This is a genomic window from Bradyrhizobium sp. YCK136 (assembly GCF_044570075.1).
Lineage (GTDB): Bacteria > Pseudomonadota > Alphaproteobacteria > Rhizobiales > Xanthobacteraceae > Bradyrhizobium > Bradyrhizobium diazoefficiens.
The window spans coordinates 6,978,421-7,001,841 of sequence record NZ_CP172424.1 but is presented as its reverse complement, the minus strand read 5'-3'; the positions used below and the strand labels follow the sequence as shown (position 1 = coordinate 7,001,841).

Below are 23,421 nucleotides of genomic sequence, written 5' to 3'. Positions count from 1 at the left end.
GCGGGGGCGTTTTTCACGTTAGGCTTGCCCCCGGGGCTTCCCAATCGCCAGTGGCTTGCCGATGAATCTGCTCGATCCACAAGGGCCGGTGGCTGCCGCCAACAGCACCATCCTGGTCGATTCCGTCTTCATCATGCTTACGATTGTGGTGCCGACCATCATCGTGATCCTGGCGTTTGCGTTCTGGTTTCGCGCGTCCAATACCAAAGCGCGCTTCCAGCCGGACTTCGTCTATTCCGGGCGCGTCGAGATGGTGGTGTGGGCGATCCCGGCGCTCACCGTGATCCTGCTCGGCGGCGTGGCCTGGATCGGCTCGCATCGACTCGATCCCGCGGCGCCCGTGCCGGGCACCGGCAGTCCGGTGCGCATTCAGGCCGTCTCGCTCGACTGGAAATGGCTGTTCATCTATCCCGACCAGCGCATCGCCACCGTCAACACGCTGACGGTGCCGGCCGGCGCCGAGCTGAATTTTCAGCTCACCTCGTCGAGTGTGATGAACGTGTTCTTCATCCCGCAGCTCGGCAGCATGATCTACACCATGAACGGCATGGTGACGAAGCTGAACCTGCGCGCCGACAACGAGGGCAAGCTTCAGGGACTGTCGGCGCATTTCTCCGGCGACGGCTTTCCCGACATGATGTTCGACGTCAACGTGATCTCGCCGCTCGCCTTTCCGGATTGGGTCGCGAGCACGGCGAAGTCCGATGCCGTGCTGAACGAGGAGAGCTACAAGAAGCTGATGCAGCAGGGCATCGAGAGGGGCAGGCCGACCTATCGCCTGGAAGATCCCCGCCTGTTCGACCTGATCGCGACCCAGCACATTCCGCCGGGGCCTGGTCCGGAACTGCTATCCGATGCGGGCCGGCCGCACAGTGGAGGCCACGATGCTCGGTAAGCTCGATTGGTCGGCCATTCCATTTGATCAACCCATTCCGCTGATAGCGGGCGCGGTGGTGCTGGTCGCGATCCTCGCGGTGCTGGTCTGGGTCGTGGTGAAGGGGCATCTGCCGTATCTCTGGCACGAGTGGATCACCAGCGTCGACCACAAGCGGATCGGCGTCATGTACATCTTGCTGGCTTCGATCATGCTGCTGCGCGGCGGCAGCGACGCGATCATGATGCGGATCCAGCAGGCCGTGGCCTACCAGTCGCAGGGCTATCTGCCGCCGGAGCATTACAACCAGATCTTCTCGGCGCACGGCACCATCATGATCTTTTTCGTGGCGATGCCGTTCGTGATCGGGCTGATGAACCTCGTCGTGCCGCTCCAACTCGGCGTCCGCGACGTCGCATTTCCGACGCTCAATTCGGTCGGGTTCTGGCTGACCGCGACCGGCGCGCTGCTGGTCAATCTCTCGCTCGTGATCGGCGAGTTCGCCCGTACCGGCTGGCTCGCCTTCCCGCCGCTGTCGGGGCTGTCCTATTCGCCGGGCGTCGGCGTGGATTACTACGCCTGGTCGCTCCAGATCTCCGGCGTCGGCACGCTGGTCGCCGGCATCAATCTCGTCACCACCGTGCTGAAGCTGCGTACCAAGGGCATGAACTATCTGCGCATGCCGATGTTCTGCTGGACAACGCTGGCCTCCAATCTCCTGATCGTCGCGGCGTTTCCGATTCTCACCGCCACGCTCGCGATGCTGCTGCTCGACCGTTACCTGGGCTTCCACTTCTTCACCAACGAGGCCGGCGGCAATGTCATGATGTTCATGAATTTGATCTGGGCCTGGGGGCATCCGGAGGTCTACATCCTGGTGCTGCCGGCCTTCGGTATCTTCTCCGAGGTGGTGTCGACCTTCTCCGGCAAGGCGCTGTTCGGCTATCGCTCGATGGTGCTCGCCACTATGGCGATCTGCGTGATCTCCTTCATGGTCTGGCTGCACCACTTCTTCACGATGGGGGCGGGACCCGACGTCAACGCCATCTTCGGCATCGCCAGCATGATCATCGCGGTGCCGACCGGGGTGAAGATCTACAACTGGCTGTTCACGATGTATGGCGGCCGTATTCGCTTCGCGACCCCGATGCTGTGGGCAGTCGGCTTCATGGTCACCTTCATCATCGGCGGCCTGATCGGCGTGCTGGTCGCGGTGCCGCCGGCCGACTTCATGCTCCACAACAGCATGTTCCTGGTGGCGCACTTCCACAACGTCATCATCGGCGGCGTGCTGTTCGGCGCGTTCGCCGGCTTCGAATACTGGTTTCCGAAGGCGTTCGGCTTCCGCCTCGACGAGCGCTGGGGCAAGCTCGCGTTCTGGTTCACCTTCCTCGGCTTCTATGTCACCTTCATGCCGCTCTATATCGCCGGCATGCTCGGCATGACCAGGCGGTTGCAGCATTACGACGTCGCGGCGTGGCGGCCCTGGATGCTGGTTGCGGCGGCCGGCATGGCCGTGCTGACGATCGGTGTGATCTGCCAGATCATGCAGCTCGTCGTCAGCATCAGGAATCGCGAGGCCCTGCGCGACCGCACCGGCGATCCCTGGGACGGGCGTTCGCTGGAATGGGCGACCTCCTCGCCGCCGCCGGTCTTCAACTTCGCTTTCAGTCCCGATGTGCGCGGCGAGGATGCCTATTGGGACATGAAGACCCATGCCCGGCAGCAATCGTTCGAGCACGATGCGCCCGAATATCACGACATCGAAATGCCGCGGAATTCCCCGACCGGCTTCATCTGCGCGTTCTTCGCCACCATCATGGGCTTTGCGCTGATCTGGCACATCTGGTGGATGGTGATCCTGGGCGGCATCGGCGCGTTCGCGACCTTCGTCGTGTTCGCCTGGCGCGACCATGACGAATACGTCATTCCGGCCGACGAGGTCGCCCGCATCGATCGCATCAATCTCGAGGAACGTCGCAGCCTCGTCAGCATGGCGGGGGTGGTCTAATGTCGATGACCGCGACTGTCGGCCGTGCGCATGCCGATCCCCATCATATCGGGCTCGTGGTCGAGCATCCCGGGCCGGCGTCGAAGCGGATCGTGACCGCCTACGGCTTCTGGGTGTTCCTGCTCTCCGACATCGTGATGTTCTCCTGCTTCTTTGCGGCCTATGCGGTGCTGTCTGGCCAGACCGCCGACGGTCCCAAGGGCTCGGAAATCTTCGAGCAGCGGAACGTCGCGATCGAGACGGTCTGCCTGCTGCTGTCGAGCTTCACCTGCGGCATGGCCAGCATCGCCGCCGACGTGCGCAACCGGTTCTGGTTCTATCTCGGCATGGCCGTGACCTGCGTGCTTGGCCTGATTTTCCTGACCATCGAGTTCCGCGAGTTTGCCGATCTCGTCGCGCGCGGCTACGGCCCCTCGCGCAGCGCCTTCCTGACCTCGTTCTTCTCGCTGGTCGGCTGCCACGGCCTGCACGTCTCGGCCGGCGTGCTCTGGCTGCTGACCATGATGGCCCAGGTTTTTGCAAAAGGCTTTCGCGCCGACGTGTTGCGGCGGATGATGTGCTTTGCGCTGTTCTGGCACGCGCTTGATATCATCTGGGTCGGGGTGTTCTCCGTCGTCTACCTGCTTGGGGGGGCCGCATGAGCGATCAGACCCATTTTCCGACCGGGCACGATCTCGCGCCGGGCGAGGAAGAGCAGCATAGTGTCGGTGAGCGGATCCTGGGTTACGTCGTCGGTCTTGTGCTGGCGCTGTTGCTCACGGCGACGTCGTTCTTTATCGCCGGCACCGATCTGGTCTGGCAGCCTTCGATCCCGGTCGCGCTGATCGTGCTGGCGATCGCGCAGATGGGCGTGCACCTGGTGTTCTTCCTGCACATCACCACGGGCCCTGACAACACCAACAACGTGCTGGCGCTGGCCTTCGGACTGCTGGTCGTCTTCCTGGTGGTCGGCGGCACGGTCTGGATCATGTCGCACCTGAACGGGAACATGCCGCCGATGGACCAGATCATGCGGATGCGGAACTAGGGGGCACAAAAAAGAAGAGCCGCTTGTTTGTGACAAGCGGCCCAAGTCTAGGGAGGAAACGCCCGAGCAAAGCAATCCGAACCGGATTGCTGCCAAGGAAACGCACGCGCAAGCGCTTGCGTAGGCTTATAAGCTAAGCAACTCCCGACGGAGTGCAATTCCGGATCAATACTGTCTCCGGCTACCGCTCACGGCGGCGTGAACGGCTTGTTCACTTGGGCCGGCGGCAATTATAGGCCCTGCGGAAGCCGGCGGCCTGGGCGTCGTCCTCCGAGCAGAACCAGCGGTCCGGCTTGGTGGTTGCCGGATAGCTCGGGCAGCCCCGCAGATGATAGATGCCGATATTGCCGGTGACGCGGGCGCGCACCGCGAGCTTGCCCTTGATGCTGCAACTCGGCGGCATCGTCAGCTCGTCCGGAAACAGCACGGCGCGGATTTCCTTGTCGCGGTCGGGCCGGCAGGCGGTGCCCAGGAGCGCGCCGTCCTTCTTGCCGGTCCGGAATTCTTGCGGTGCAACAAAGCAGCCCTTCCAGATTCCGGACGAGGCCGTCTTGGCTTCGGCCGCCGCCGGCTTGACGTTCGCCTTGATCGGCTCGCGCGCGATGGCGAAGCCGAGCTTGACCAGTTGCTCGTTCAGGCTGGCCTTGTCGCCCTCGGCCGTGCAGATGGCGCGGTGGCGTTTGCCAAAGCTCTTTTCCGGCCCGACATCGTCACAGCGCACCGCCCGTTTGCCGATCAGCTTGGCCAGCTGGTCGCGGGCCTCGATGCCACAGGTCCAGGGATCCGCGTGATCGTCGATGCAGACCTGGTCGAGCTCGGGCGCGTCGACGCCGTCGAGCCGGTAGGTGACGTCGCCAAGCTGGATGGAATTGGCGTCCCGGACGGTCGCCGTCGCGGTCAGTGCGAACGCAGGCGCTGAGGAGGCCAGAAATCCGGGCAGAGCAAGAAACAAAACAAGCGCGAAAGCGCGGGCGGCGGCAAATGAATTCTCGAAGGACATACGGTCTCGCTATCGATTGCTCTTTCGCCTCGTTCCTAGCATCCGGATGTGGCGATACCAATGGTCTGCGCCCTGCGAAGTGCGACATTCCGGCCCCGCGGCTTTACTCAGCCGTCGCTCTGACCCTATCGTTTGCGCCGGCCTCACGGACTGCGGAGGCCGAATCGCCCGGGAAGCGGCGAGGGGAGGAAAAAGATCGCGATGAAAGACCCCGTGGACGTCCTGATCATCGGCGCCGGCGCTTCAGGCGCGGCGGTGGCGTGGTCGCTGGCCGAGACCAAGATGCACATTCTCTGCCTGGAGCAGGGCGGCTGGATGAACCCGGCGGAATATCCCAGCACGGGCCGGGACTGGGAAGCCAAGTTCTACGGCGAGTGGTCGTCGAGCCCGAACGTCCGCGGCCGGCCCGAGGACTATCCGATCAACGACGACAATTCGCCGATCAAGGTCGTCAACTACAATGCGGTCGGCGGCTCGACGGTGATGTACACCGCGCACTGGCCGCGGCTGCATCCTTCCGATTTCAAGGTGAAAACGCTCGACGGCGTCGCCGACGACTGGCCGATCGACTACGACGCGCTGACCCCGTTCTTCGAGGAGAACGACCGGATGATGGGCACATCCGGCCTGTCGGGCGATCCGCTCTCGCCGCTGACGCATCCGCCGATGCCGCAGCAGCCGATGGGATTGTCCGGTGCGATCATCGGCAAGGCCATGAACAAGCTCGGTTGGCACTGGTGGCCGTCGGACACCACGGTCGCGACCATGGATTATGAGGGCCGGGCCCGCTGCATCAATCTCGGCCATTGCACGCCGGCCTGCGCGCAAGGCGCCAAATCCTCGACCGATATCACCTATTGGCCGCATGCGGTCCGCGCCGGCGTCGAGCTGCGCACCCATTGCCGGGTGCGCGAGATCACCACCGACGAGAACGGCATGGCATCGGGCGTGGTCTATTACGACAAGGACGGCGTCGAGCAGTTCCAGCCGGCGCATGTCGTCATCGTTGCCTGCAACGGCGTCGGCACGCCGCGGCTGCTCTTGAACTCGGCGTCGGGGCGCTTTCCGAATGGGCTTGCCAATTCGTCGGGCCTCGTCGGCAAGAACCTGATGTTCCATCCCTATGCGCAGATCTACGGCTATGTGAAGGAGCCGACCGATAGCAACCGCGCGCCCCCGACCTGCCTGTGGAGCAAGGAGTGGTATGACACTGATCTGTCGCGCGGCTTCGTGCGCGGCTACGGTGTCCAGTTCGTGCGCGGGGCAGGGCCGGTGTTCGAGGCCGTCGTCAGCGAGCAGAAGGGCATCCTGCCCTGGGGCGCCGATCATCACCGCGTGTTCCGCAAGCTCAACGGCCATCGGCTGGGTTTCTCCGCGATCTGCGAGGACCTGCCGGAAGAGCACAATTGCGTCACGCTCGATCCTGTCCTGAAGGACAGCCACGGCATTCCCGCGCCGAAGATCGACTATACGATCAGCGAGAACAGCCGGAAGATGATGGAGCACGCGCTGGCGCGCGGCCGGGAGGTTCTCGAAACCGCCGGTGCGACCGACATCTGCGTCAACTCGCCGATCCCGTGGGGCGGCTGGCATCTGCTCGGCACGGCGCGGATGGGCACCGATCCCGAACGTTCCGTCGTCAACGAATGGGGCCGCTCGCACGACGTGAAGAACCTCTTCATCGTCGACGGCAGCATCTTCGTCACCTCGGGCGGGGTCAACCCGACCTCGACCATCCAGGCCCTCGCGCTCTACATCGCCGACCAGATGAAGCAGCGTCTCGCCAATTTGTTCGATTGAGGATTTTCATGACCGAACAGATCACCCTCACGCCGCGGCAGCGCCAGGATTTGCGCGCCATCGCCGCGATGATCATTCCACCGAGCGAGGAATACCGGGTTCCCGGTGCCGATGACGAGATCATACAGGCCGACATTCTTGCGACCCTCGGCCGCGACACGAGGCCGGTCGCGGCTGCACTCGATCATCTGGCGCGGCTCGCCGGCATGCCGCTGGCGGACCTCGAACCCGCCGCGCGCGATGGCGTCGCGCAGCAGTTCCGCAGCTCCGGCGGCGCGGCTACCCTCGTCCGCGTGGTGCTGCAATGCTACTACCGCGACGACCGCGTGCTGCGCTCGCTCGGGCTGGAGCTGCGCGCGCCGTTCCCGAAGGGCTATGTGCTCCCGGATGGCGACTGGTCGCTGCTCGACCCGGTCAAGGCGAGGGCGGGCACGCTGCGACGGGCGCCCTAGCCACTTGGGCAGTCAATACCCGGCAGTCCAGCCTTGCGCCCCAGGCGGGCTACTTGCGCGAGGGGGAACAGGCCACCATCTGTGTGAGCCTCAAGGACTCTTGCCATGCTGGATTTTACCTCAGACATCGCCGATGACGCCTCGTCATCGCGAACGACAGCTTCTGCGCCGGTCGATGACCGGGCGCTGCTGGATGCCTATTCCAATGCCGTGATCGACGTCACCGACCGCGTCGGCCCTGCCGTCGTGCGCGTCGAGACCGGGCCCAAGGTGCCGAACGGCCGCGAGCGCGGCGGGCTCGGCTCGGGCATCGTGATCTCGCCGGATGGGCTCGTGCTCACCAACAGCCATGTGGTCGGCGCCTCCAAGGAGATCCGGCTGCGGGATGTGGAAGGCCATGTCGGCGACGCCCAGGTGCTCGGCGCCGATCCCGACACCGATCTTGCGCTGCTGCGCGCCAACGGCGTGCGCCACTTGCCCTATGCCGCGCTCGGCAACTCCAAGACCCTGCGGCGCGGCCAACTCGTGATCGCGATCGGCAATCCGCTCGGATTCGAATCGACCGTGACCGCGGGCGTGGTCTCGGCGCTGGGACGCTCGATCCGTTCGGTCAGCGGCCGCACCATCGAGGACGTCATCCAGACCGATGCCGCGCTCAATCCCGGCAATTCCGGCGGGCCGCTGGTGTCGTCGAATGCCGAGGTGATCGGCATCAACACCGCTATCATCAATGGCGCGCAAGGCATCTGCTTTGCGGTCGCCAGCAACACCGCCCAATTCGTGCTGGCGGAGATCATCCGCCACGGCTATGTCCGCCGCGCCTATATCGGCGTCGCCGGGCAGACCGCGCCGGTCCCGCGGCGGCATGCGGTGCTGGCCGGCGTCGAGAATAAGATGGGCGCGCTTCTGATGCAGATCGAGCCGGACGGGCCGGCCGCGAAGGCGGGCCTGTTGCCCGGCGATGTCGTGATCAGGCTCGACGGCGTCGAGATCAACGGCGTCGACGACCTGATCCGCGTGCTCGACCGCGACCGGATCGGCCGGCGGCTCGCCATGGACGTGCTGCGGCTCGGCCGCCTGCGGGCGATAGACATCGACCCGATCGAGCGCAAGCCCGCCCGCTAGCTGCGAGCCGCGGGCGAGGTATGACGATGTCATGCCTCGCCTCCGGAAAATTGCCGCATGATGCCGGCGCATGAGACTTACGACGTCATCGTCGTCGGCGCCGGTGCCGGCGGCATGACGGCGGCGGCGGTCGCCGCCGCCGAAGGCCTGAGTGTGCTCGTGATCGAGAAGACCGCGTTCGTCGGCGGCACCACCGCGTGGTCCGATGGCATGGTCTGGATTCCTGCCAATCCCAAGATGAAGGCGGCGGGGCTTTCCGACAGCGTCGCCGATGCCGTGCAGTATCTGTCGAGCACGGTCCCCGAGCCCGCCAATGCCGGCCTGCGCGCGGCCTTCCTCGCGCGCGGGCCTGAGGCCGTCACCTATCTCGAAGCCAAGACGGAAGTGCGGCTCCAGCCGGTGAAGACCTGTCCGGACTATTATCCCGAACGGCTGGGCGCAACATCAGGCGGGCGCGCGCTCGAGCCCGTGGCTTTCGACGGCACGCGGCTGGGCCGGGCTTTCGCGCGATTGCGGCCGCCGCTGCCGGAGTTCACGCTGTTTGGCGGAATGATGGTCAATCGGCTCGACATTCCCCACCTGCGCCGGATCGGAAAATCGCTGCGTTCGAGCCTGCGCGCGGCGCGGCTGGTCTCGGAATACATGATGCAGCGGCTGCGCAGCTCGCGCGGCACCACGCTGCATCTCGGCAACGCGCTCGCCGCGCGGCTCTACGCCTCGCTGCTGGCGCGGCAGGGCGAGATCCTCTTTAGCGCGGATGTCGAGGATTTGTCGATGCAGGGCGATCGCGTCAGCGGGGTGGTGATCCGTCACGGCTCCCGCGACCGCGCGATCGCGGCGCGCCGCGGCGTGGTGCTTGCGACCGGCGGCTTTTCGCACGATGCCGCTTTGCGTAAGCGGTTCTTCCCGCCTGCGGCAGGATTTGTCTCGGCGACCAGTCCATCAGGCACAGGCGACGGGCTTCGGCTCGCGGCGACGGCCGGTGCTGCGCTCAATACCGAGGCGACGAGCCCGGCCTATTGGGTGCCGGCCTCGCTGTTCCGCCGCGCTGACGGCAGCCGTGGTGTTTTCCCGCACACGGTGACCGATCGCGCCAAGCCCGGCGTGATCGCCGTCAACGCCGCGGGCCGGCGCTTCGTCAACGAGGCGCTGTCCTACCATGAGTTCGTGCTCGCCATGCTGCGCGACGGCCATGGCGAGCCCGATCGGCCGTTCTACCTGGTCTGCGATCGTCAGTTTTTGTGGAGCTATGGCCTCGGCCGCATCAAGCCGTTCACGCGTAACTTTCGGCGCTATGTCGCGAGCGGCGAGTTGGTCGAAGCTCCCGACATCACGCAGCTCGCTGCGAAGATCGGCATCAAGCCGTCTGTGCTCACAGCGACGATCGCGGCCTACAATATTGACGCGAAGGAGGGACGCGATCCCGAATTCGGCCGCGGCAGCACGATTTACCAGCGCCATCTCGGCGATATCAGCCACAAGCCGAACCCTTGCGTCGCGCCGATCCTCCGCGCGCCGTACTTCGCGCTGCGGATCTATCCGGCCGATCTCGGCACGGCGATCGGCATGAAGGTCGATGCGCAGGCCCGTGTGCTGCGGGGCGACGGCACGCCGATTGCGGGCCTTTACGCCTGCGGCAATGACATGGGCTCGATCATGAACGGCAACTGCCCTGGCCCGGGGATCACACTCGGGCCGGCGCTGACGTTCGGGTATATCGCGGGACGGCATCTGGCGGAGGGTGGTGTGACGCGCGAGTTGGCAAAAGAGCAGATGTGATCTGGGCGGCGGCCTCTTCGCCTCTCCCCGCTTGCGGGGAGAGGGAGAGAAACATTACTCCGCCGCCGCTGCAAACCGGCTGTTCTCGAGCTCTGCTTCCAGCCGCGCCGTCTCGGCCATCGCCTGCTTGATATTGCCTTCCTTGACGTGGCCGAAGCCGCGGATCGTCTCGGGCACGCGAGCAAGCCTTGCCAGCAGCGGGATCTGCGCCGCTTTCAGCCCAACGATCCGCTGATCGATCATCGTCAGATAATTCTCGATCAGCTTCCGCTCGGTCCGGCGCTCCTCAGTGCGGCCGAACGGATCGAACGCGCCACCGCGCAGGAATTTCAGCTTGGCCAGCACGCGGAAGGTGTGGATCATCCAGCCGCCGAACTCCTTCTTCCGGAGATGCCCGGTCGTCTTGTCGCGCTGCGCGAAGATCGGCGGGGCGAGGTAGAACTTCAGCGAAAAGTCGCCGTCGAACTTCTCCGAGACCTTCTTGGCAAAGCTGCCGTCGGTGTAGAGCCGCGCGACCTCGTACTCGTCCTTGTAGGACATCAGCTTGAACAGATTCTTGGCCACGGGCTCGGTCAGCTCCGTGGACGCGGGCGAGGCCGCGCTCTCCGCCTTGCGCACCTTGGCGACGGCTGCGAGGTAGCGGTCGGCATACGCCTTGTCCTGATAGCCGGTCAAAAATTCCGCGCGCGTTGCGATGATGTCGTCGAGCGATTTGGTCGGCGCGGACGCCCGGCTCTTGAACTGGAGCACGCTGCGCACCCGCGACATGTCGTGGGCGGCCAGGCGCCCCCAGGTGAAGGCGAGCTTGTTCATCTCGATTGCGGCGCCGTTGATCTCGATGGCGCGGAGCAGGGCCTCCAGCGACAGCGGAATCGCGCCCTTCTGGAAGGCGAAGCCGAGCATGAAGGGATTGGTCGCGATGGAATCGCCCATCAAGGCTGCGGCAATGCCTGTCGCGTCGATGATGTCGAGATTCTTGTCGCCGACGGCGTCGCGCAACACGGTCTGCATCGTGCCCATCTCGAAATCGAGATCGGGGTTTTGCACGAAGCTCGCGGTCGGCTGCAGATCGGCATTGATATAGGCCTTCGTCACCCCGCGTTCGGCGCGGCTGAGCGCGGAGGGACCTGCCGAGACGATCATGTCGCAGCCGAGGATGACGTCGGCGCCGCCGGTGGTGATGCGGACGGCGGAGATATCCTCAGGCTTCGGCGCGATGCGGACATGGCTCATCACCGCGCCGTTCTTTTGCGACAGGCCGGTGAAGTCCAGCGCCGAGCAGCCGCGGCCGTCGACATGGGCGGCCATGCCGAGCAGCGCGCCGATGGTGATGACGCCGGTGCCGCCGATGCCGGTGACGAGGATGTTGTAGGGTCCATCAAGCTCACGCGCCGGCGGCAGCGGCAAATCGGCGAACAGCTGGCCGGAGTCCACTGACGACGTCTTGATCCGCTTCAGCGTGCCGCCGTGCACGGTGACAAAGCTCGGGCAGAAACCTTCGACGCAGGAAAATTCCTTGTTGCAGTTCGACTGGTCGATCTGGCGCTTGCGGCGAACTCGGTCTCCAGCGGCTGCACCGAGACGCAATTGGAAGCTTGCGAGCAGTCGCCGCAGCCTTCGCAGACGAGCTCGTTGATGAAGGCGCGCTTGGCGGGATCGGGATAGAGCCCGCGCTTGCGGCGGCGGCGCTTTTCGGCCGCGCAGGTCTGGTCGTAGATGACGACCGTGAGGCCCTTGATGTCGCGCAATTCGCGCTGCACGGCATCGAGCTCGCGGCGGTGATGGATGGTCGCGCCTTGCGGGAAGTAGTTGCCTTCGGGGTATTTGCTCGGATCATCCGAGACGATCGCCAGCCGCTTGACGCCTTCGGCCCAGACCTGATGCGCGATCTGCGCGACGTTGAAGGCGCCCTCGGCGGGCTGGCCGCCGGTCATCGCGACGGCGTCGTTGTAGAGGATCTTGTAGGTGATGTTGATGCCGGCGGCGGAGGCGGCGCGAAGGGCGAGAAGCCCGGAATGGGTGTAGGTGCCGTCGCCGAGGTTCTGGAAGATGTGCTGCTCGGTGGTGAAGGGCGACTGGCCGATCCAGTTCACGCCCTCGGCGCCCATGTGCGAGATCAAATCGGTGCGGCGGGTCGGCATGCTCAGGGCCATGCCGTGGCAGCCGATGCCGGCTATGGCGCGGCTTCCCTCCGGCACGCGCGTCGAGGAATTGTGCGGGCAGCCCGAGCAGAAGAACGGCGTGCGCGCGAGCTTGATCGGCGCGCTCGTGGTGACGGGATTGTCGAACGCCTCGAGCCGGGCCAGGCGCTGCTCGAGCACCGGGCTGTGATGGCCGAGCTTGCGCAGCCGCGCCACCAGCGCGCCAGCCACGATGGTCGGCGTCAGCTCGCCCTCGCTCGGCAGCAGCGGCGCGCCGCGCTCGTCGCGCTTGCCCGTGACGGTCGGGCGCCTCGACGCGTCGATGTTGTAGAGGATGCGCATCAGCTGGTCTTCGATGAAGCCACGCTTCTCCTGGACCACCAGAACATCCTGAAGTCCTTCGGCGAAACGCCTGGCGCCGCTCTCCTCCAGCGGCCAGGTCAGCGCGACCTTGTAGATGCGAAGGCCCAGGTCCTGCGCGTCCTTGTCGGTAATCCCTAAGTCGGCAAGTGCCTGACGCAGATCGAGATAGGCCTTGCCGGTTGCGACAATGCCGAGCCGGGCCGGCTTTGAATCGAGCACGATGCGGTCGAGCTGGTTGGCGCGGGCAAAAGCCTGCACTGCGGCCATCTTCGGGCCGAACAGGCGCCTCTCGGCGTCCAGCGGCGGATCGGGCCAGCGGATGTTGAGGCCGCCGGGCGGCATCTCGAAATCATGGGGCAGCTTGATCTGGATACGTTCAGGGTCGCTGTCAATCGACGCCGAGCTTTCGACGGTCTCGCTGATCGCCTTGAAGCCGACCCAGCAGCCGGAGAAACGCGACAGCGCAAAACCGTAGAGGCCGAGATCGAGATAGTCCTGCAGCGTCGCCGGATTGATCACGGGGATCAGCGCCGCCGCGAACACCTGCTCGCTCTGATGCGCGAGCGTCGAGGACTGGCAGCCATGGTCGTCGCCGGTCAGCGCCAGCACGCCGCCATTGAGCGAGGTGCCGGCCGCATTGGCGTGCTTGAGCGCGTCAACCGAGCGGTCGATGCCCGGGCCCTTGCCGTACCAGATGCCGAACACGCCATCGACCTTGGTGCCGGGAAACAGCCCGACCTGCTGGCTGCCCCAGACCGCGGTCGCAGCCAGGTCCTCGTTCAGGCCGGGCACGAAGGCGATGTCGTGCTGCTGGAGGAAAGACTTCGCCCGCCACAGCGCGTGGTCGTACATGCCGAGCGGGGAACCGCGGTAGCCGGAGATGAAGCCGCCGGTGTTGAAGCCCTGAAGCCGGTCGCGTTCGCGCTGCAACATGGGCAATCGAACCAGGGCCTGCGTGCCGGACAGGAATATCCGCTTCGATTCGAGCCGGTATTTATCGTCCAGCTCGACCTGCATCAGCGTCATTTCGGAAGTCCTTGTTGTCTTGGTCGGGCGAGGGATTTTGCGCCGCGGGAGGCTTGCGGCCGAGCGAAGCGGGAGATCGCAGTCAAGAGCATGGGCCGGCGAAGTCAATATCGCTGGCCGCATCCGTGGCGCTCCTGCTAGTCATGGCTTGTTGTGGAGAACATCATGACCGCAGACGCATTCGACACCGAGATCACCGAGACGGCCGAGGCCTTGATCGGGCCGTGGCGCCAGCCGCGCCAGATGCTTCACGCGCAGGTCTACGATGCGCACGCCTCGATCCATGACGATGCCACCGCGCAGAAGCTCGGCTTCAAGGGCGGCACCATCGAAGGACCGACGCATTTCAGCCAGTTCGCCCCGCTTGGCGCGCGGTTGTGGGGACAGGCGTGGTTCGAGAGCGGCTGCCTGTCCGCGCATTACCGCAGCGTCTGCTACGAGGGCGAGGAGGTACAGGCGATTCTGTCGAAGCCATTGCCGGGCGCGAGCCAGTGCCAGATCCAGATGGTCAAGCGCGACGGCACCGAAGTGCTGCGCGGCACGGCCTCGGTCGGCGAACCGCACGCGGCGACCGCGCTGGAGACCCGCCTCACCGAGCTCAAGCCGCTCGCCGATCCCGTGATCCTGCGCGAAGTGACGGTCGCGCAGACCAGCAAGCGCCAGCCGGTGCGGATGGCGTTCGACCAGACCATGGGCGACCTCTATCCGTTCTCGCTCAGGCAGAAGCTCGCCGTCATCACCGAGAACTCTCCTTACTATTCGGGCTCAGACCATCCGTGGGGCAGGGCGATCATCCCGATGGAGATGCTAAGCGTGCTGTTCCAGTACCGCTCCAAGGACGATCCGCTGCCGGCCAAGGGCCCGGCGGTCGGTCTGTTCGCCGACCAGGAGATCAGGCTGGTGAAGGGCCCGCTCTTCGTCGACGAAGGGTACGAAGTCGAGCGCGAGGTGGTCGCGCTGTCCGGGAGCCGCCGCACCGAAAGCGCCTGGGTCAAGACGCGCGTGTTCGACAAGACGGGCACGATGGTGGCCACCATGCTGCTCAACATGGCGACGCTGAAGGATTCCTATGCGCCGTATGAGGAAGAGTATCGGCGGCTGTACGGGGCGGGGCGGTAGAGGCAAGGCGTCGCCACGCACACTTCTCGTCATTCCGGGGCGACGCGGAGCGTCGAGCCCGGAATCCATTTCGCCTCGGGTATTGTGGCCCGATGGATTCCGGGCTCGCGACTTCGTCGCGCCCCGGAATGACGCCGCTTCCCCGCCCATCCTTTAAGCAAATGCACGTCGCAAAGCCGTCGCACAGGGAATAAGCAGCCGTCAGCTGCCTGACGTAACCTTCTGAGTGCGCAGCAAATTCTCTCGCGGCCTGTGTCCCACCGCAATTGTACACAATGGCACGGCGTTTGCAGAACTGCCGGCAAAGAGAGAGTTCTCGCGGGGGCCTTGAGTCATGTTGAACTCGACCAAGCCGACACTGGGCGTCATCAGCGCCGAGCCCGAGCCGATCAGGCTCGACTGGCCCGCCACCGCGCTTCTCATCATCGACATGCAGCGCGATTTCATGGAGCCGGGCGGCTTCGGCGAAACGCTCGGCAATGACGTCAGCCAGCTTGCGCGTGCGGTGAAGCCGATCGGCGCGGTGCTGAAGGCGGCGCGCGACACCGGCATGCTGGTGATCCACACGCGCGAGGGCCATCTGCCCGACCTCTCCGACGCGCCGCCGGCGAAAGTCGAGCGCGGCGCGCCGAGCCTTCGCATCGGCGATCCCGGCCCGATGGGGCGCATTCTCATTCGCGGCGAGGCCGGCCATGACATCATCCCCGAGCTCTATCCGCTCGACAGCGAAGTCGTGATCGACAAGCCGGGCAAGGGCGCGTTCTACGCCACCGAGCTCACCGACGTGCTGGAGAAATACGGCATCGAAAATCTGCTGGTGTGCGGCGTCACCACCGAAGTGTGCGTCAACACCACGGTGCGCGAGGCCAATGACCGCGGCTATCGCTGCGTCGTGATCTCGGACGGCTGCGCATCCTACTTTCCCGAGTTTCACGAGATGGGCCTAAAGATGATCAAGGCCCAGGGCGGCATCTTCGGCTGGGTCGCTGACTCAGCCGCAGTACTGGAGGCGATGAAGATTTCCACATCAGCTTAGGGGCATCACCATGAGCACAATGACGGGGACGGCCGGCAAATCTGATCTGAACACGTCCGGGTTCAAGCCGGCACTATGGACATCGGGCGACTGGAACGCGTTTTTCGGCTTCGGCACCAACATCCTCGTCAACATGCTGGTGCTCACGGGCCTCTTGCGCTTCGTGCTGAAGATGCCTGATAGCCTCGTGTTCGGCCGCATCCTGCCCGCGCTCGGGCTGATGATGTGCCTGTCGACCTTCTATTACGCCTACCTCGCCTACCGCTTGGCACAGAGGACCGGCCGCACCGACGTCTGCGCGCTGCCCTCGGGCGTCAGCGTGCCGCACATGTTCATCGTCACCTTCGTGATCATGCTGCCGATCACGATCAAGACCGGCGATCCGCTCAAGGGCTGGTCGGCCGGCCTCGTCTGGGTGTTCTTCCAGAGTTTTATTCTCATGATCGGCGGCTTCATCGCGCCGTTCATTCGAAAAATCACGCCGCGCGCGGCGCTGCTCGGCACTCTCGCCGGCGTCTCCGTCACCTTCATCTCGATGCGCCCGGCGCTCGAGATGTACATGACGCCGCAGATCGGTCTCGTCTGCTTCGCCATCATTCTGGTGAGCTGGTTCGGCGGGGTGAAATACTGGCGCGGTATTCCGGCGGGTCTCGTCGCCATCGCGGCCGGCATGATCATCGCCTGGGGCTCGAACCTCTTCGGCCTCGGCCTCGGTGGGCTGAGCGTCAAGGGCGTCGGTGATGCCTTCGCCAACTTCGGCTTCTCGGTGCCGATCCCGGCGGTGGGCTACGTCTTCTCCGGCTTCGAATTCCTCGGCATCATCCTCGTCACCGCCATTCCGTTCGGTATCTATGACCTCGTCGAGGCCATGGACAATGTCGAGAGCGCGGAAGCCGCCGGCGACGAATATCCGACCACGCGCGTGCTCACCGCCGACGGCGTCGTCAGCCTGATCGGCTGCCTGATGGGCAATCCCTTCATCAACGCCGTCTATATCGGTCATCCCGGCTGGAAGGCGATGGGCGGCCGCATCGGCTATTCGGCTGCGACCGGCATCATGGTGGTCGTGCTGGCTTGGTTCGGCATCATCTCGGTGCTGCTGGCGCTCGTGCCTGTCGTCGCGATCTCGCCGATCCTGCTTTACATCGGCATGCTCATCGGTGCGCAGGCGTTCCAGACCACGCCGGTCAAGCATGCGCCCGCGATCGTGCTGGCACTGACGCCGCATCTGGCCGCCTGGGCCAAGCTCCAGATCGACACCATGCTGGGCTCGACCATGATGGCGGCGACCTCGGTCGGCGGGCTCGCCGCCGACAAGGCCGACGCGGTCAAGGCGGCGGCGATCGCTGCGCTGCCGCAGCAGGGCGTGTTCTATCACGGGCTGGAGGTGATGGGCGGCGGCTCCATCCTCGGCGGCCTCATCCTGGGCGCGATCGGCGTCTTCATCATCGAGCGCGACTTCGAGAAGGCCTCGGCCTTTGCGCTAGCCGGCGCGGTGCTCACCTATTTCGGCTTCATGCACGGCGAAGCCGTCGGCATCGGCGGCGGCTTTGGCGTCACGCCCGCGGTTGCGTTCGCCTATGCGGTGATGGCGGCCGGCCTGTTCGCGGCCAGCAAGCTGGGCACCACCGAGCACTATGCCGCGCATCCGGAGATGCACGCCGCGCCGGCGGAGTAGGGAAGCGAAGCTATCTCGCGGCCGGACGACGATGAGTCGCCCGGCCGCTTTCTTTCTGGCCCTCTACGCCGGGCCGACTCAGCCGAGCCGGCCAATCCATTCGCGGAATAGCTCCGGGCCGGCTTCCACCGCCGCTGCAAGGTCCTGCAGGCGGGTGTCGCGCGCTATGCGCGGCGAGTAGCCGAAGTGCTGCCGGAAGCTGCGGCTGAAATGAGCCTGGCTCACGAAGCCGAACGCGGCGGCGATCTCGGCATTCCAGCGATCTTCATCGGCGTCATCAAGCAGCACATGGATCGCTTCGAGCCGCCGCCCGCGAATGTAGTCGGCGACGCCCGCGAGCGGCGCGAAGACGCGATAGAGCACCGAGCGCGACACGCCGATCTCGCGGCAGATGGTTGCCACCGACAGGTCGTTGCGGCCCAGATTCTGGTCGATGAAGCGGCTGGCGCGGTGAAGGATGGCGATGTCACGCCGGGCAAGCCCCTGCTCGCGCGGCCGGGCGGCCACGCCGAAGCATCCGCGCAGCAGATCGAGCGTCGTCCGGACCGCATCGGGCGCATCGTTCTCCTCCATCGCCGGAAGCCTGCGCCGCAACAGCGCCATATGATCGGCGAGAACGCGGCCGGCGGCGCCGTCAAGGACGAGGCCGTGCAGGTCGAGGCCATCGGGCGCGGCACTGACGATCGGATCGCGCTCGACGTCGAGGCTGATGGTGTCGGTCGCGGTGGCGATGCCGTCGAAGGGCCGGGTCAGATCGAGCACCAGCACCTGGCCGGGACCGGCCGAGATCGGCTCGCCATCGACTTCGCCGCTCCAGGCGCCGCGCCTGAGCAGCAGCAGCGCGAATGAATTGCGGCCATCGGCCTTGGCCAGTGCGGCGGAACGGGTGAAGCGCACCGGCGCCATCCGGGTGGACGCGGCGACCAGGCCACCGAGCAACCAGGCCTCGGCCAGGACCTCGAAGTCGTCCCGGTCCGTGCCCTCGGGGACCGACACGTCATAGTGCGTGAGAATCGCCCGGTAGCGGTCGAGCCGCTCGGCGACAGGCAGCTCCGCGGTGTCGAAGCGCAGATACGGAATTTTCGTCATGCCAGGCCGCTCCCTCGCAGTTGGTCTGCAAATTGGGACGATCAGGCAAGTTTCCGCACCGTCGAACCGCAGTCTCCGGACATGAATATTCATATTATTGCGCGCGGGCCAGACGTGCGTGTTTGCCGGCCCGCGCAATTTGCAATGACGTGAAGGTAAGGCGATGGACATGCGGGGGATGACGGTTGCGGTGGGGCCGGACGAGGATCGGGTTGTCGCGAGGGGGACGCCGCGGCGTGCCTGCAGGCAGTCCTTGCTCGGAATTTGCACCGCCGCGGTGCTTGCCCCCTTGGCTGTCCTGCTGGATGCGTCGTCGGCGCAGGCGCAGTTCGTTTGCGTCAATGCCAGCAACAGTGCGGCCGGTGCGAGCGCGAGCTCGATAGAAAGCGTGGCTTGCGGCACCAATGCTTCCGCGACCACGGGTGGCTCCGCATTCGGCGAATCGAGCTCTGCCGGTCCCGAGGCCGCGGCCTTTGGCGCCGGCAGTCTGGCCTCTGGCGGCCTCAGCACAGCGCTGGGTTATCGAAGCACCGCAAGCGGCTTCTTCAGCACAGCTGCTGGCAGCGCCAGCGCGGCCACCGGCGCCCTGACCTCGGCATTTGGCTACCAAAGCTCCGCGAGCGGTTACACCGCCACGGCCGTGGGCTATCGGGCAGGCGCAGGTGGCGACGGCAACACGGCTCTTGGCTACGCGACAGTCGCAGGCGGCAACGCCAGCACGGCCGCGGGCAATTCCAGTCGCGCGGACGCCGAAAATGCGCTTGCAGTGGATACAAACGCGAACGTCTATGCTGCCGGCACCAACGGCACGGCCGTCGGTTACAATATCGGCGTGAACGGCGCCAATAGCACCGCGGTCGGCGCGAGCAACGCGATCTCCGGCGACAACAGCGGTGCGTTCGGCACCGTGCAGATTGTCCGAGGCGACCGCAGCTTCACACTGGGCGGCAACAACACGATCAACGGCACCAGCCAGGCCGGCTGGGGCAACGTCGTCAACGTGGTCGGCTCCAATAACACCGTGGCCGGCACCGCGAGCGCGGCCGGCTCCTCGGTGTTCGGCACCGGCAACGCCGTCAACGCACCCAATGCGCTGGTGATGGCGAACACGGCGACCGTGGCCGGGTCAGGCGGCATCGCGATCGGCAACACCGTATCGGTCGCAGGCGCCAACGCCGTCGCCGTCGGCAACAACACCAGCGCCGGCTTCGCCAACTCCGCCGCGATCGGCAACGGCGCCGCAGCGACGCGCGCCAATCAGCAGGCGTTCGGCACGGCAGGCAACACCTACACCATGGCCGGCATCGCCTCGTCGGCCAGCAAGGCCGCGCAAAGCGGCGCGACGCAGCTTGTCACGTCCGACGGCGCCGGCAATCTTGCGACCACCACGCTCGCCAATCTCGGCCTGGCCTCGACGAGCGATCTCAGCGCCATCAATGCCCAGCTCGCCAGCATCAATGGCCGCCTCGACGACCTCAGCACGCGAACGAGCAAGGCGACCAGCGGCGTCGCCATGGCCTTTGCCATGGCCGGCGTGCCGACGCTGCTGCCGGACGAGACCTTTGCCATGACGATGAACTACGGGACCTTCGAGCGGGCCAACGGTCTAGCGTTCAATGCGGCGCTGCGTATCAATCGGAACATGCAGTTCAACGGCGGCATCGGCTACGGGCCGGACGAGAAGGTCGCCGGCGGACGCGTGGGCCTGCGCGTGGGCTGGTGAGCCCACCGCGATCGTTGTCTTACGATGGGCGGCGTCGGGTGGATCACCCGCCCTTGACTGCACCCGCGGTGAGCCCGGCCACGATCTGCCGCTGCGCAAACACCGTCAGCAGCAGTACCGGGAGGGTGACGATCAGCGCGGCAGCGGCGAGCGGCCCCCAGCTCAGCTGGTCGAACGAGATCATGTTGTAGACCGCGACGGGCAGGGTGCGCGTCTCGCGTCCGGCCAGCACGATGCCGAAGACGAAGTTGTTCCAGGAGAAGATCACGGCGAGGATGAAGGCGACCGCGATCCCCGGCTTGGCGATCGGCAGGGCGACGTGGCGAAAGACCTGCCAGCGCGTGGCGCCGTCGATCAGGGCGGCCTCTTCCAGCTCGAGCGGCGTGGTCTCGAAATAGCCGATCATGATCCAGATCACGATCGGCACCGTCACGACGAGGTGGATGATGATCTGCGGCACCAGCGTGCCGAGCAATCCCAGCCACTGGAATAGCAGGAACAGCGGGATCAGGTAGGACAGGCCGGGCGTGATGCGGGCGATCAGGATCACGATCGCGGATTTATGCGCGGCCATGCGCGCGATGCCGTAGCCGGCGGGGACGCCGACGATCAGCGCCAACGCGGTCGCACTGCCGGTGACGACCAGGCTGTTGATGAAATAGGTCAGGAAGCGATTGGAGGCCAGCACGTCGGCATAGTTCTTCCAGGCGATATGCTCGGGGAAGAACACCGGCGGGTAGGCGGCGTTGTCGATCTCGAATTTGAGCGACAGCGACAGCATCCAGAGGAAGAACAGGATTGCCGGCGACACGATGACGAACACCGAAAGCCACAGGCCGATCTTGCCGATGATCTGACGAGGTGTCATGAGTCGCTCGCGATTTCGGTCCACACCATGCGCTGGCGGGCATACAGCATCACCGCGGCAAGTAGGACGATCAACAGGAAGAACACCACCGCGATCGCCGAGCCGTAGCCGAGGTCGTAGTAGGTGAAGGCGACGCTGTAGAGGTAGATGTTGATCGTCTCCGACGCCGAGCCGGGTCCGCCTTGCGTGATCGCGAAGATGATGTCGAAGCTCTTCACCGCGTCGATCATGCGGATCATGCCGGCGATGAACAGGAACGGCATGATCAGCGGCAGCGTGATGAAGCGGAACACCTGCCAGAGATTGGCGCCGTCGATCTGCGCGCTCTCATAGGGCTCGGTCGGGATTGCGGCGAGGCCGCCGAGCACGATCAGCATCACGAGCGGCGTCCATTGCCAGGTCTCGACCAGCACCAGCGAGGGAATGACGGTCGCGGGATGAAACACCCAGAGCTGCGCAGGTATCCCGACCAGCGACAAGATGTAGTTCAGCACGCCGAGCTGCGGGTGGAACATCATGGTCCAGACCAGCGCGATCGCGACGGGCGTCGCCATCATCGGCATGATGAAGACGCCGCGCAGGAAGCCGCGCCCGGCGAATTTCTGGTGAAATACAACGGCTGCGAACGTGCCGAGCACCAGCGGCAGCAGCACCGACAGCGCGGTGTAGACCATGGTGTGGCCCACCGCCTCGATGAAGCGCGGATCGCTGGTCAGCCGCAAATAGTTGGAGAGCCCGACGAAGGTGGTCGGCGAGCCGACCTTCCACTCGTTCAGGCTCATCCAGATGGTGAAGACCCACGGGAAGATGATGATGGCGAGCACGACGACCAGCGCCGGCACCACGAACGGCCAGTAGGACGGCGGGCGCAACTCTTTCTCCGGCGCGGCATCGGACCGTGCCGCGGCCGGATCAGCTTGTGTCAACGCACTCACGCCTTTTCGCTACGCTCCAGGATCGGCCGGAACTGGTCGTTGGCCTTCTTCAGCTCGGCGGCCGGGTCGGCCCCGGACAGCGTCGCGGTGAGCGCCGCGCCGACGATATCGCGGAATTCGGCGACGGGGACGACCACGGGCAGGCCGAGCTTGCTGATCTTGCCGGACTCGATCACCGATTGCAGCCACTCCGGCGGCATCTTCACGCCCTTCTGGATCTCGGGATCGTTCAGGATCGAGCTGCGGAACGGGACGCCGCCGCCGGCCTGGAGCAGGCGCGCGCCCTGCTGTTTCGAGACCACCCACTGGCAGAGCAGGTAGGCGGCTTCCTTGTTCTTGCTCGCCGCCGCGATGCCGATGCCGTCGCCGTAAGTGGACGAATAATGTCCCTTGGGTCCGGCGGGCACGACGGTGTAGCCGACCTTGCCGACGACGCGCGAGGCGGCCGGATCCTCCAGCGGCGGCGCCCAGCCGACGCCGTCGATCCACATCGCCGAGCGTCCTTGCGTGAACGAGGCCATCGACTCCATCCAGTTGAAGCCGGCGACGCCGGGCGGGGCGGACTTCGTCAGCAGCGTCTGGTAGAGTTTCGTTGCCGCGATCGCCTCCGGACCGTCGGTCAGGATGTTGCGTTTGTCGTCGAGGAATTCGCCGCCATAGTTGAGGAAGAAGTTGGTCCACAATGCCATATTGGCGTTGCGCAGGCCCCGCCCGACGAAGCCATAGGTGCCTTCCTTGGGATCGGTGAGCTTCTCGGCGGCAGCGACCATCTCGTCGAGGGTCTTCGGGACGGCCACGCCCTTCTTCTGGAACAGCTCCTTGTTGTAGTAGAGGATGAAATAGTCCACCGACCACGGCAGCGACAGCATCTGCCCCTTGTCGTTCTTGGCATATTGCAGGCCCGCGGCGGAAAAATCGCTCTCGACGAGATCGGGCGCGGTCAGCGACGGGTCCTTCATGAAAGGCGTCATGTCGGCGAGCCAGCCGGCTTTCTCGAACTGCCGCTTCTGCACGTGATAGCTGAGATGGACGACGTCGAAGCTTGGCCGGCCCGAGGTGAACTCGATCACGACCTTCTGGCGCTGCTGCTGCTCCGGGATCTGCTCCGCCTCGACCTGGATGCCGGTGAGATCGGTGAACTCCTTGATGTTCTTTTGCAGGTTGTCGCCGCGCGGACCCTTGGCGAGGATCACCTCCAGCTTGGTCCCGGCATATTTCTTCCAGTTGACCTCGGCGCGCGCCGGCAATCCGGTCAGGCTGAGCGCGCCAGCCGCTGCCGTGCCCGTCAAGAGCGTACGGCGCGAGATTCTGTAGTCGACCACTTCAAGTCCTCCCTGTGACTCATCGTCTTTGGGAGGGATACTAGCGACCGTGC

The 23,421-nt window shown here is 65.3% G+C and carries 17 protein-coding genes and 1 pseudogene; 12 read left to right on the top strand and 6 right to left on the bottom strand.

What is annotated here, in order from left to right; all coding sequences use genetic code 11:
* The first annotated feature begins 61 nt into the window (after positions 1 to 61).
* The 4 genes from ACFLEY_RS33810 to cyoD are packed head-to-tail and all read left to right on the top strand — an operon-like array spanning position 62 to position 3,912.
* Positions 62 to 895: a ubiquinol oxidase polypeptide II gene (locus ACFLEY_RS33810; protein WP_011085499.1), complete on the top strand. Its 834-nt coding sequence runs from the start codon at positions 62 to 64 to the stop codon at positions 893 to 895.
* Positions 885 to 2,885, top strand: a complete 2,001-nt coding sequence (gene cyoB, locus ACFLEY_RS33805; RefSeq protein ID WP_060912975.1) for a cytochrome o ubiquinol oxidase subunit I — start codon at positions 885 to 887, stop codon at positions 2,883 to 2,885. Before ACFLEY_RS33810 ends, cyoB begins: the two co-directional genes overlap by 11 nt.
* Positions 2,885 to 3,526 carry a cytochrome (ubi)quinol oxidase subunit III gene (locus ACFLEY_RS33800; RefSeq protein WP_011085501.1) on the top strand — a complete coding sequence of 214 codons (642 nt, stop codon included), beginning with the start codon at positions 2,885 to 2,887 and terminating at the stop codon, positions 3,524 to 3,526. The genes cyoB and ACFLEY_RS33800 overlap by 1 nt, the downstream gene beginning before the upstream one ends.
* Positions 3,523 to 3,912 (top strand): cytochrome o ubiquinol oxidase subunit IV, encoded by a 390-nt coding sequence (gene cyoD, locus ACFLEY_RS33795; protein ID WP_060910967.1) that lies wholly within the window; start codon positions 3,523 to 3,525, stop codon positions 3,910 to 3,912. Before ACFLEY_RS33800 ends, cyoD begins: the two co-directional genes overlap by 4 nt.
* 211 nt (positions 3,913 to 4,123) lie before the next feature.
* Here the strand turns inward: cyoD and ACFLEY_RS33790 are convergent, their stop codons facing one another.
* Positions 4,124 to 4,912 (bottom strand): thermonuclease family protein, encoded by a 789-nt coding sequence (locus ACFLEY_RS33790; RefSeq protein WP_060910968.1) that lies wholly within the window; start codon positions 4,910 to 4,912, stop codon positions 4,124 to 4,126.
* Between the two features lie 201 nt (positions 4,913 to 5,113).
* On the opposite strand from ACFLEY_RS33790, the gene ACFLEY_RS33785 reads away from it, so the two are divergent.
* The 4 genes from ACFLEY_RS33785 (at position 5,114) to ACFLEY_RS33770 (ending at position 10,068) form a co-directional block, all read left to right on the top strand.
* Positions 5,114 to 6,712, top strand: a complete 1,599-nt coding sequence (locus tag ACFLEY_RS33785) for a GMC family oxidoreductase (protein WP_060910969.1) — start codon at positions 5,114 to 5,116, stop codon at positions 6,710 to 6,712.
* 8 nt (positions 6,713 to 6,720) lie between these two features.
* A complete protein-coding gene (locus ACFLEY_RS33780; protein WP_060910970.1) occupies positions 6,721 to 7,164 on the top strand; it encodes a hypothetical protein in 444 nt (147 codons plus the stop codon).
* A gap of 105 nt (positions 7,165 to 7,269) precedes the next feature.
* Complete coding sequence (locus tag ACFLEY_RS33775; RefSeq protein WP_060910971.1) at positions 7,270 to 8,289, top strand: S1C family serine protease; 1,020 nt, start codon at positions 7,270 to 7,272, stop codon at positions 8,287 to 8,289.
* Positions 8,290 to 8,346: 57 nt separating this feature from the next.
* Positions 8,347 to 10,068: an FAD-dependent oxidoreductase gene (locus ACFLEY_RS33770; RefSeq protein ID WP_060910972.1), complete on the top strand. Its 1,722-nt coding sequence runs from the start codon at positions 8,347 to 8,349 to the stop codon at positions 10,066 to 10,068.
* Between the two features lie 54 nt (positions 10,069 to 10,122).
* Here the strand turns inward: ACFLEY_RS33770 and ACFLEY_RS33765 are convergent.
* Positions 10,123 to 13,598 (bottom strand): annotated as a pseudogene (locus ACFLEY_RS33765) (indolepyruvate ferredoxin oxidoreductase family protein).
* Positions 13,599 to 13,763: 165 nt separating this feature from the next.
* Between ACFLEY_RS33765 and ACFLEY_RS33760 the strand changes: the two are divergent.
* The 3 genes from ACFLEY_RS33760 (at position 13,764) to ACFLEY_RS33750 (ending at position 17,431) form a co-directional block, all read left to right on the top strand.
* Positions 13,764 to 14,717 carry a hypothetical protein gene (locus ACFLEY_RS33760; RefSeq protein WP_060912976.1) on the top strand — a complete coding sequence of 318 codons (954 nt, stop codon included), beginning with the start codon at positions 13,764 to 13,766 and terminating at the stop codon, positions 14,715 to 14,717.
* A 334-nt stretch (positions 14,718 to 15,051) separates the two neighbouring features.
* Positions 15,052 to 15,753 carry a cysteine hydrolase family protein gene (locus ACFLEY_RS33755; RefSeq protein ID WP_027546369.1) on the top strand — a complete coding sequence of 234 codons (702 nt, stop codon included), beginning with the start codon at positions 15,052 to 15,054 and terminating at the stop codon, positions 15,751 to 15,753.
* 10 nt (positions 15,754 to 15,763) lie between these two features.
* Entirely contained in the window at positions 15,764 to 17,431 is a 1,668-nt protein-coding gene (locus tag ACFLEY_RS33750) for a regulator (RefSeq protein ID WP_060910973.1), read from the top strand.
* Positions 17,432 to 17,509: 78 nt separating this feature from the next.
* Here ACFLEY_RS33750 and ACFLEY_RS33745 read toward each other — a convergent pair whose 3' ends face one another.
* Positions 17,510 to 18,940 (bottom strand): helix-turn-helix domain-containing protein, encoded by a 1,431-nt coding sequence (locus tag ACFLEY_RS33745; protein WP_309142106.1) that lies wholly within the window; start codon positions 18,938 to 18,940, stop codon positions 17,510 to 17,512.
* Here ACFLEY_RS33745 and ACFLEY_RS33740 point away from each other — a divergent pair.
* The gene (locus ACFLEY_RS33740) at positions 18,909 to 20,243 is read left to right on the top strand and encodes a hypothetical protein (RefSeq protein WP_396604310.1); all 1,335 of its coding nucleotides are present in this window, start codon (positions 18,909 to 18,911) and stop codon (positions 20,241 to 20,243) included. The genes ACFLEY_RS33745 and ACFLEY_RS33740 overlap by 32 nt on opposite strands.
* Positions 20,244 to 20,286: 43 nt before the next feature.
* Here the strand turns inward: ACFLEY_RS33740 and ACFLEY_RS33735 are convergent, their stop codons facing one another.
* Genes ACFLEY_RS33735 through ACFLEY_RS33725 form a run of 3 tightly spaced genes read right to left on the bottom strand, consistent with a single transcriptional unit; the run spans position 20,287 to position 23,368 of the window.
* Positions 20,287 to 21,111, bottom strand: a complete 825-nt coding sequence (locus ACFLEY_RS33735; protein WP_028174730.1) for a carbohydrate ABC transporter permease — start codon at positions 21,109 to 21,111, stop codon at positions 20,287 to 20,289.
* Complete coding sequence (locus tag ACFLEY_RS33730; RefSeq protein WP_060910976.1) at positions 21,108 to 22,046, bottom strand: carbohydrate ABC transporter permease; 939 nt, start codon at positions 22,044 to 22,046, stop codon at positions 21,108 to 21,110. Before ACFLEY_RS33730 ends, ACFLEY_RS33735 begins: the two co-directional genes overlap by 4 nt.
* Positions 22,043 to 23,368, bottom strand: coding sequence for an ABC transporter substrate-binding protein (locus tag ACFLEY_RS33725; protein WP_060910977.1), 1,326 nt, complete (start codon positions 23,366 to 23,368; stop codon positions 22,043 to 22,045). The genes ACFLEY_RS33730 and ACFLEY_RS33725 overlap by 4 nt, the downstream gene beginning before the upstream one ends.
* Between the last annotated feature and the right edge of the window lie 53 nt (positions 23,369 to 23,421).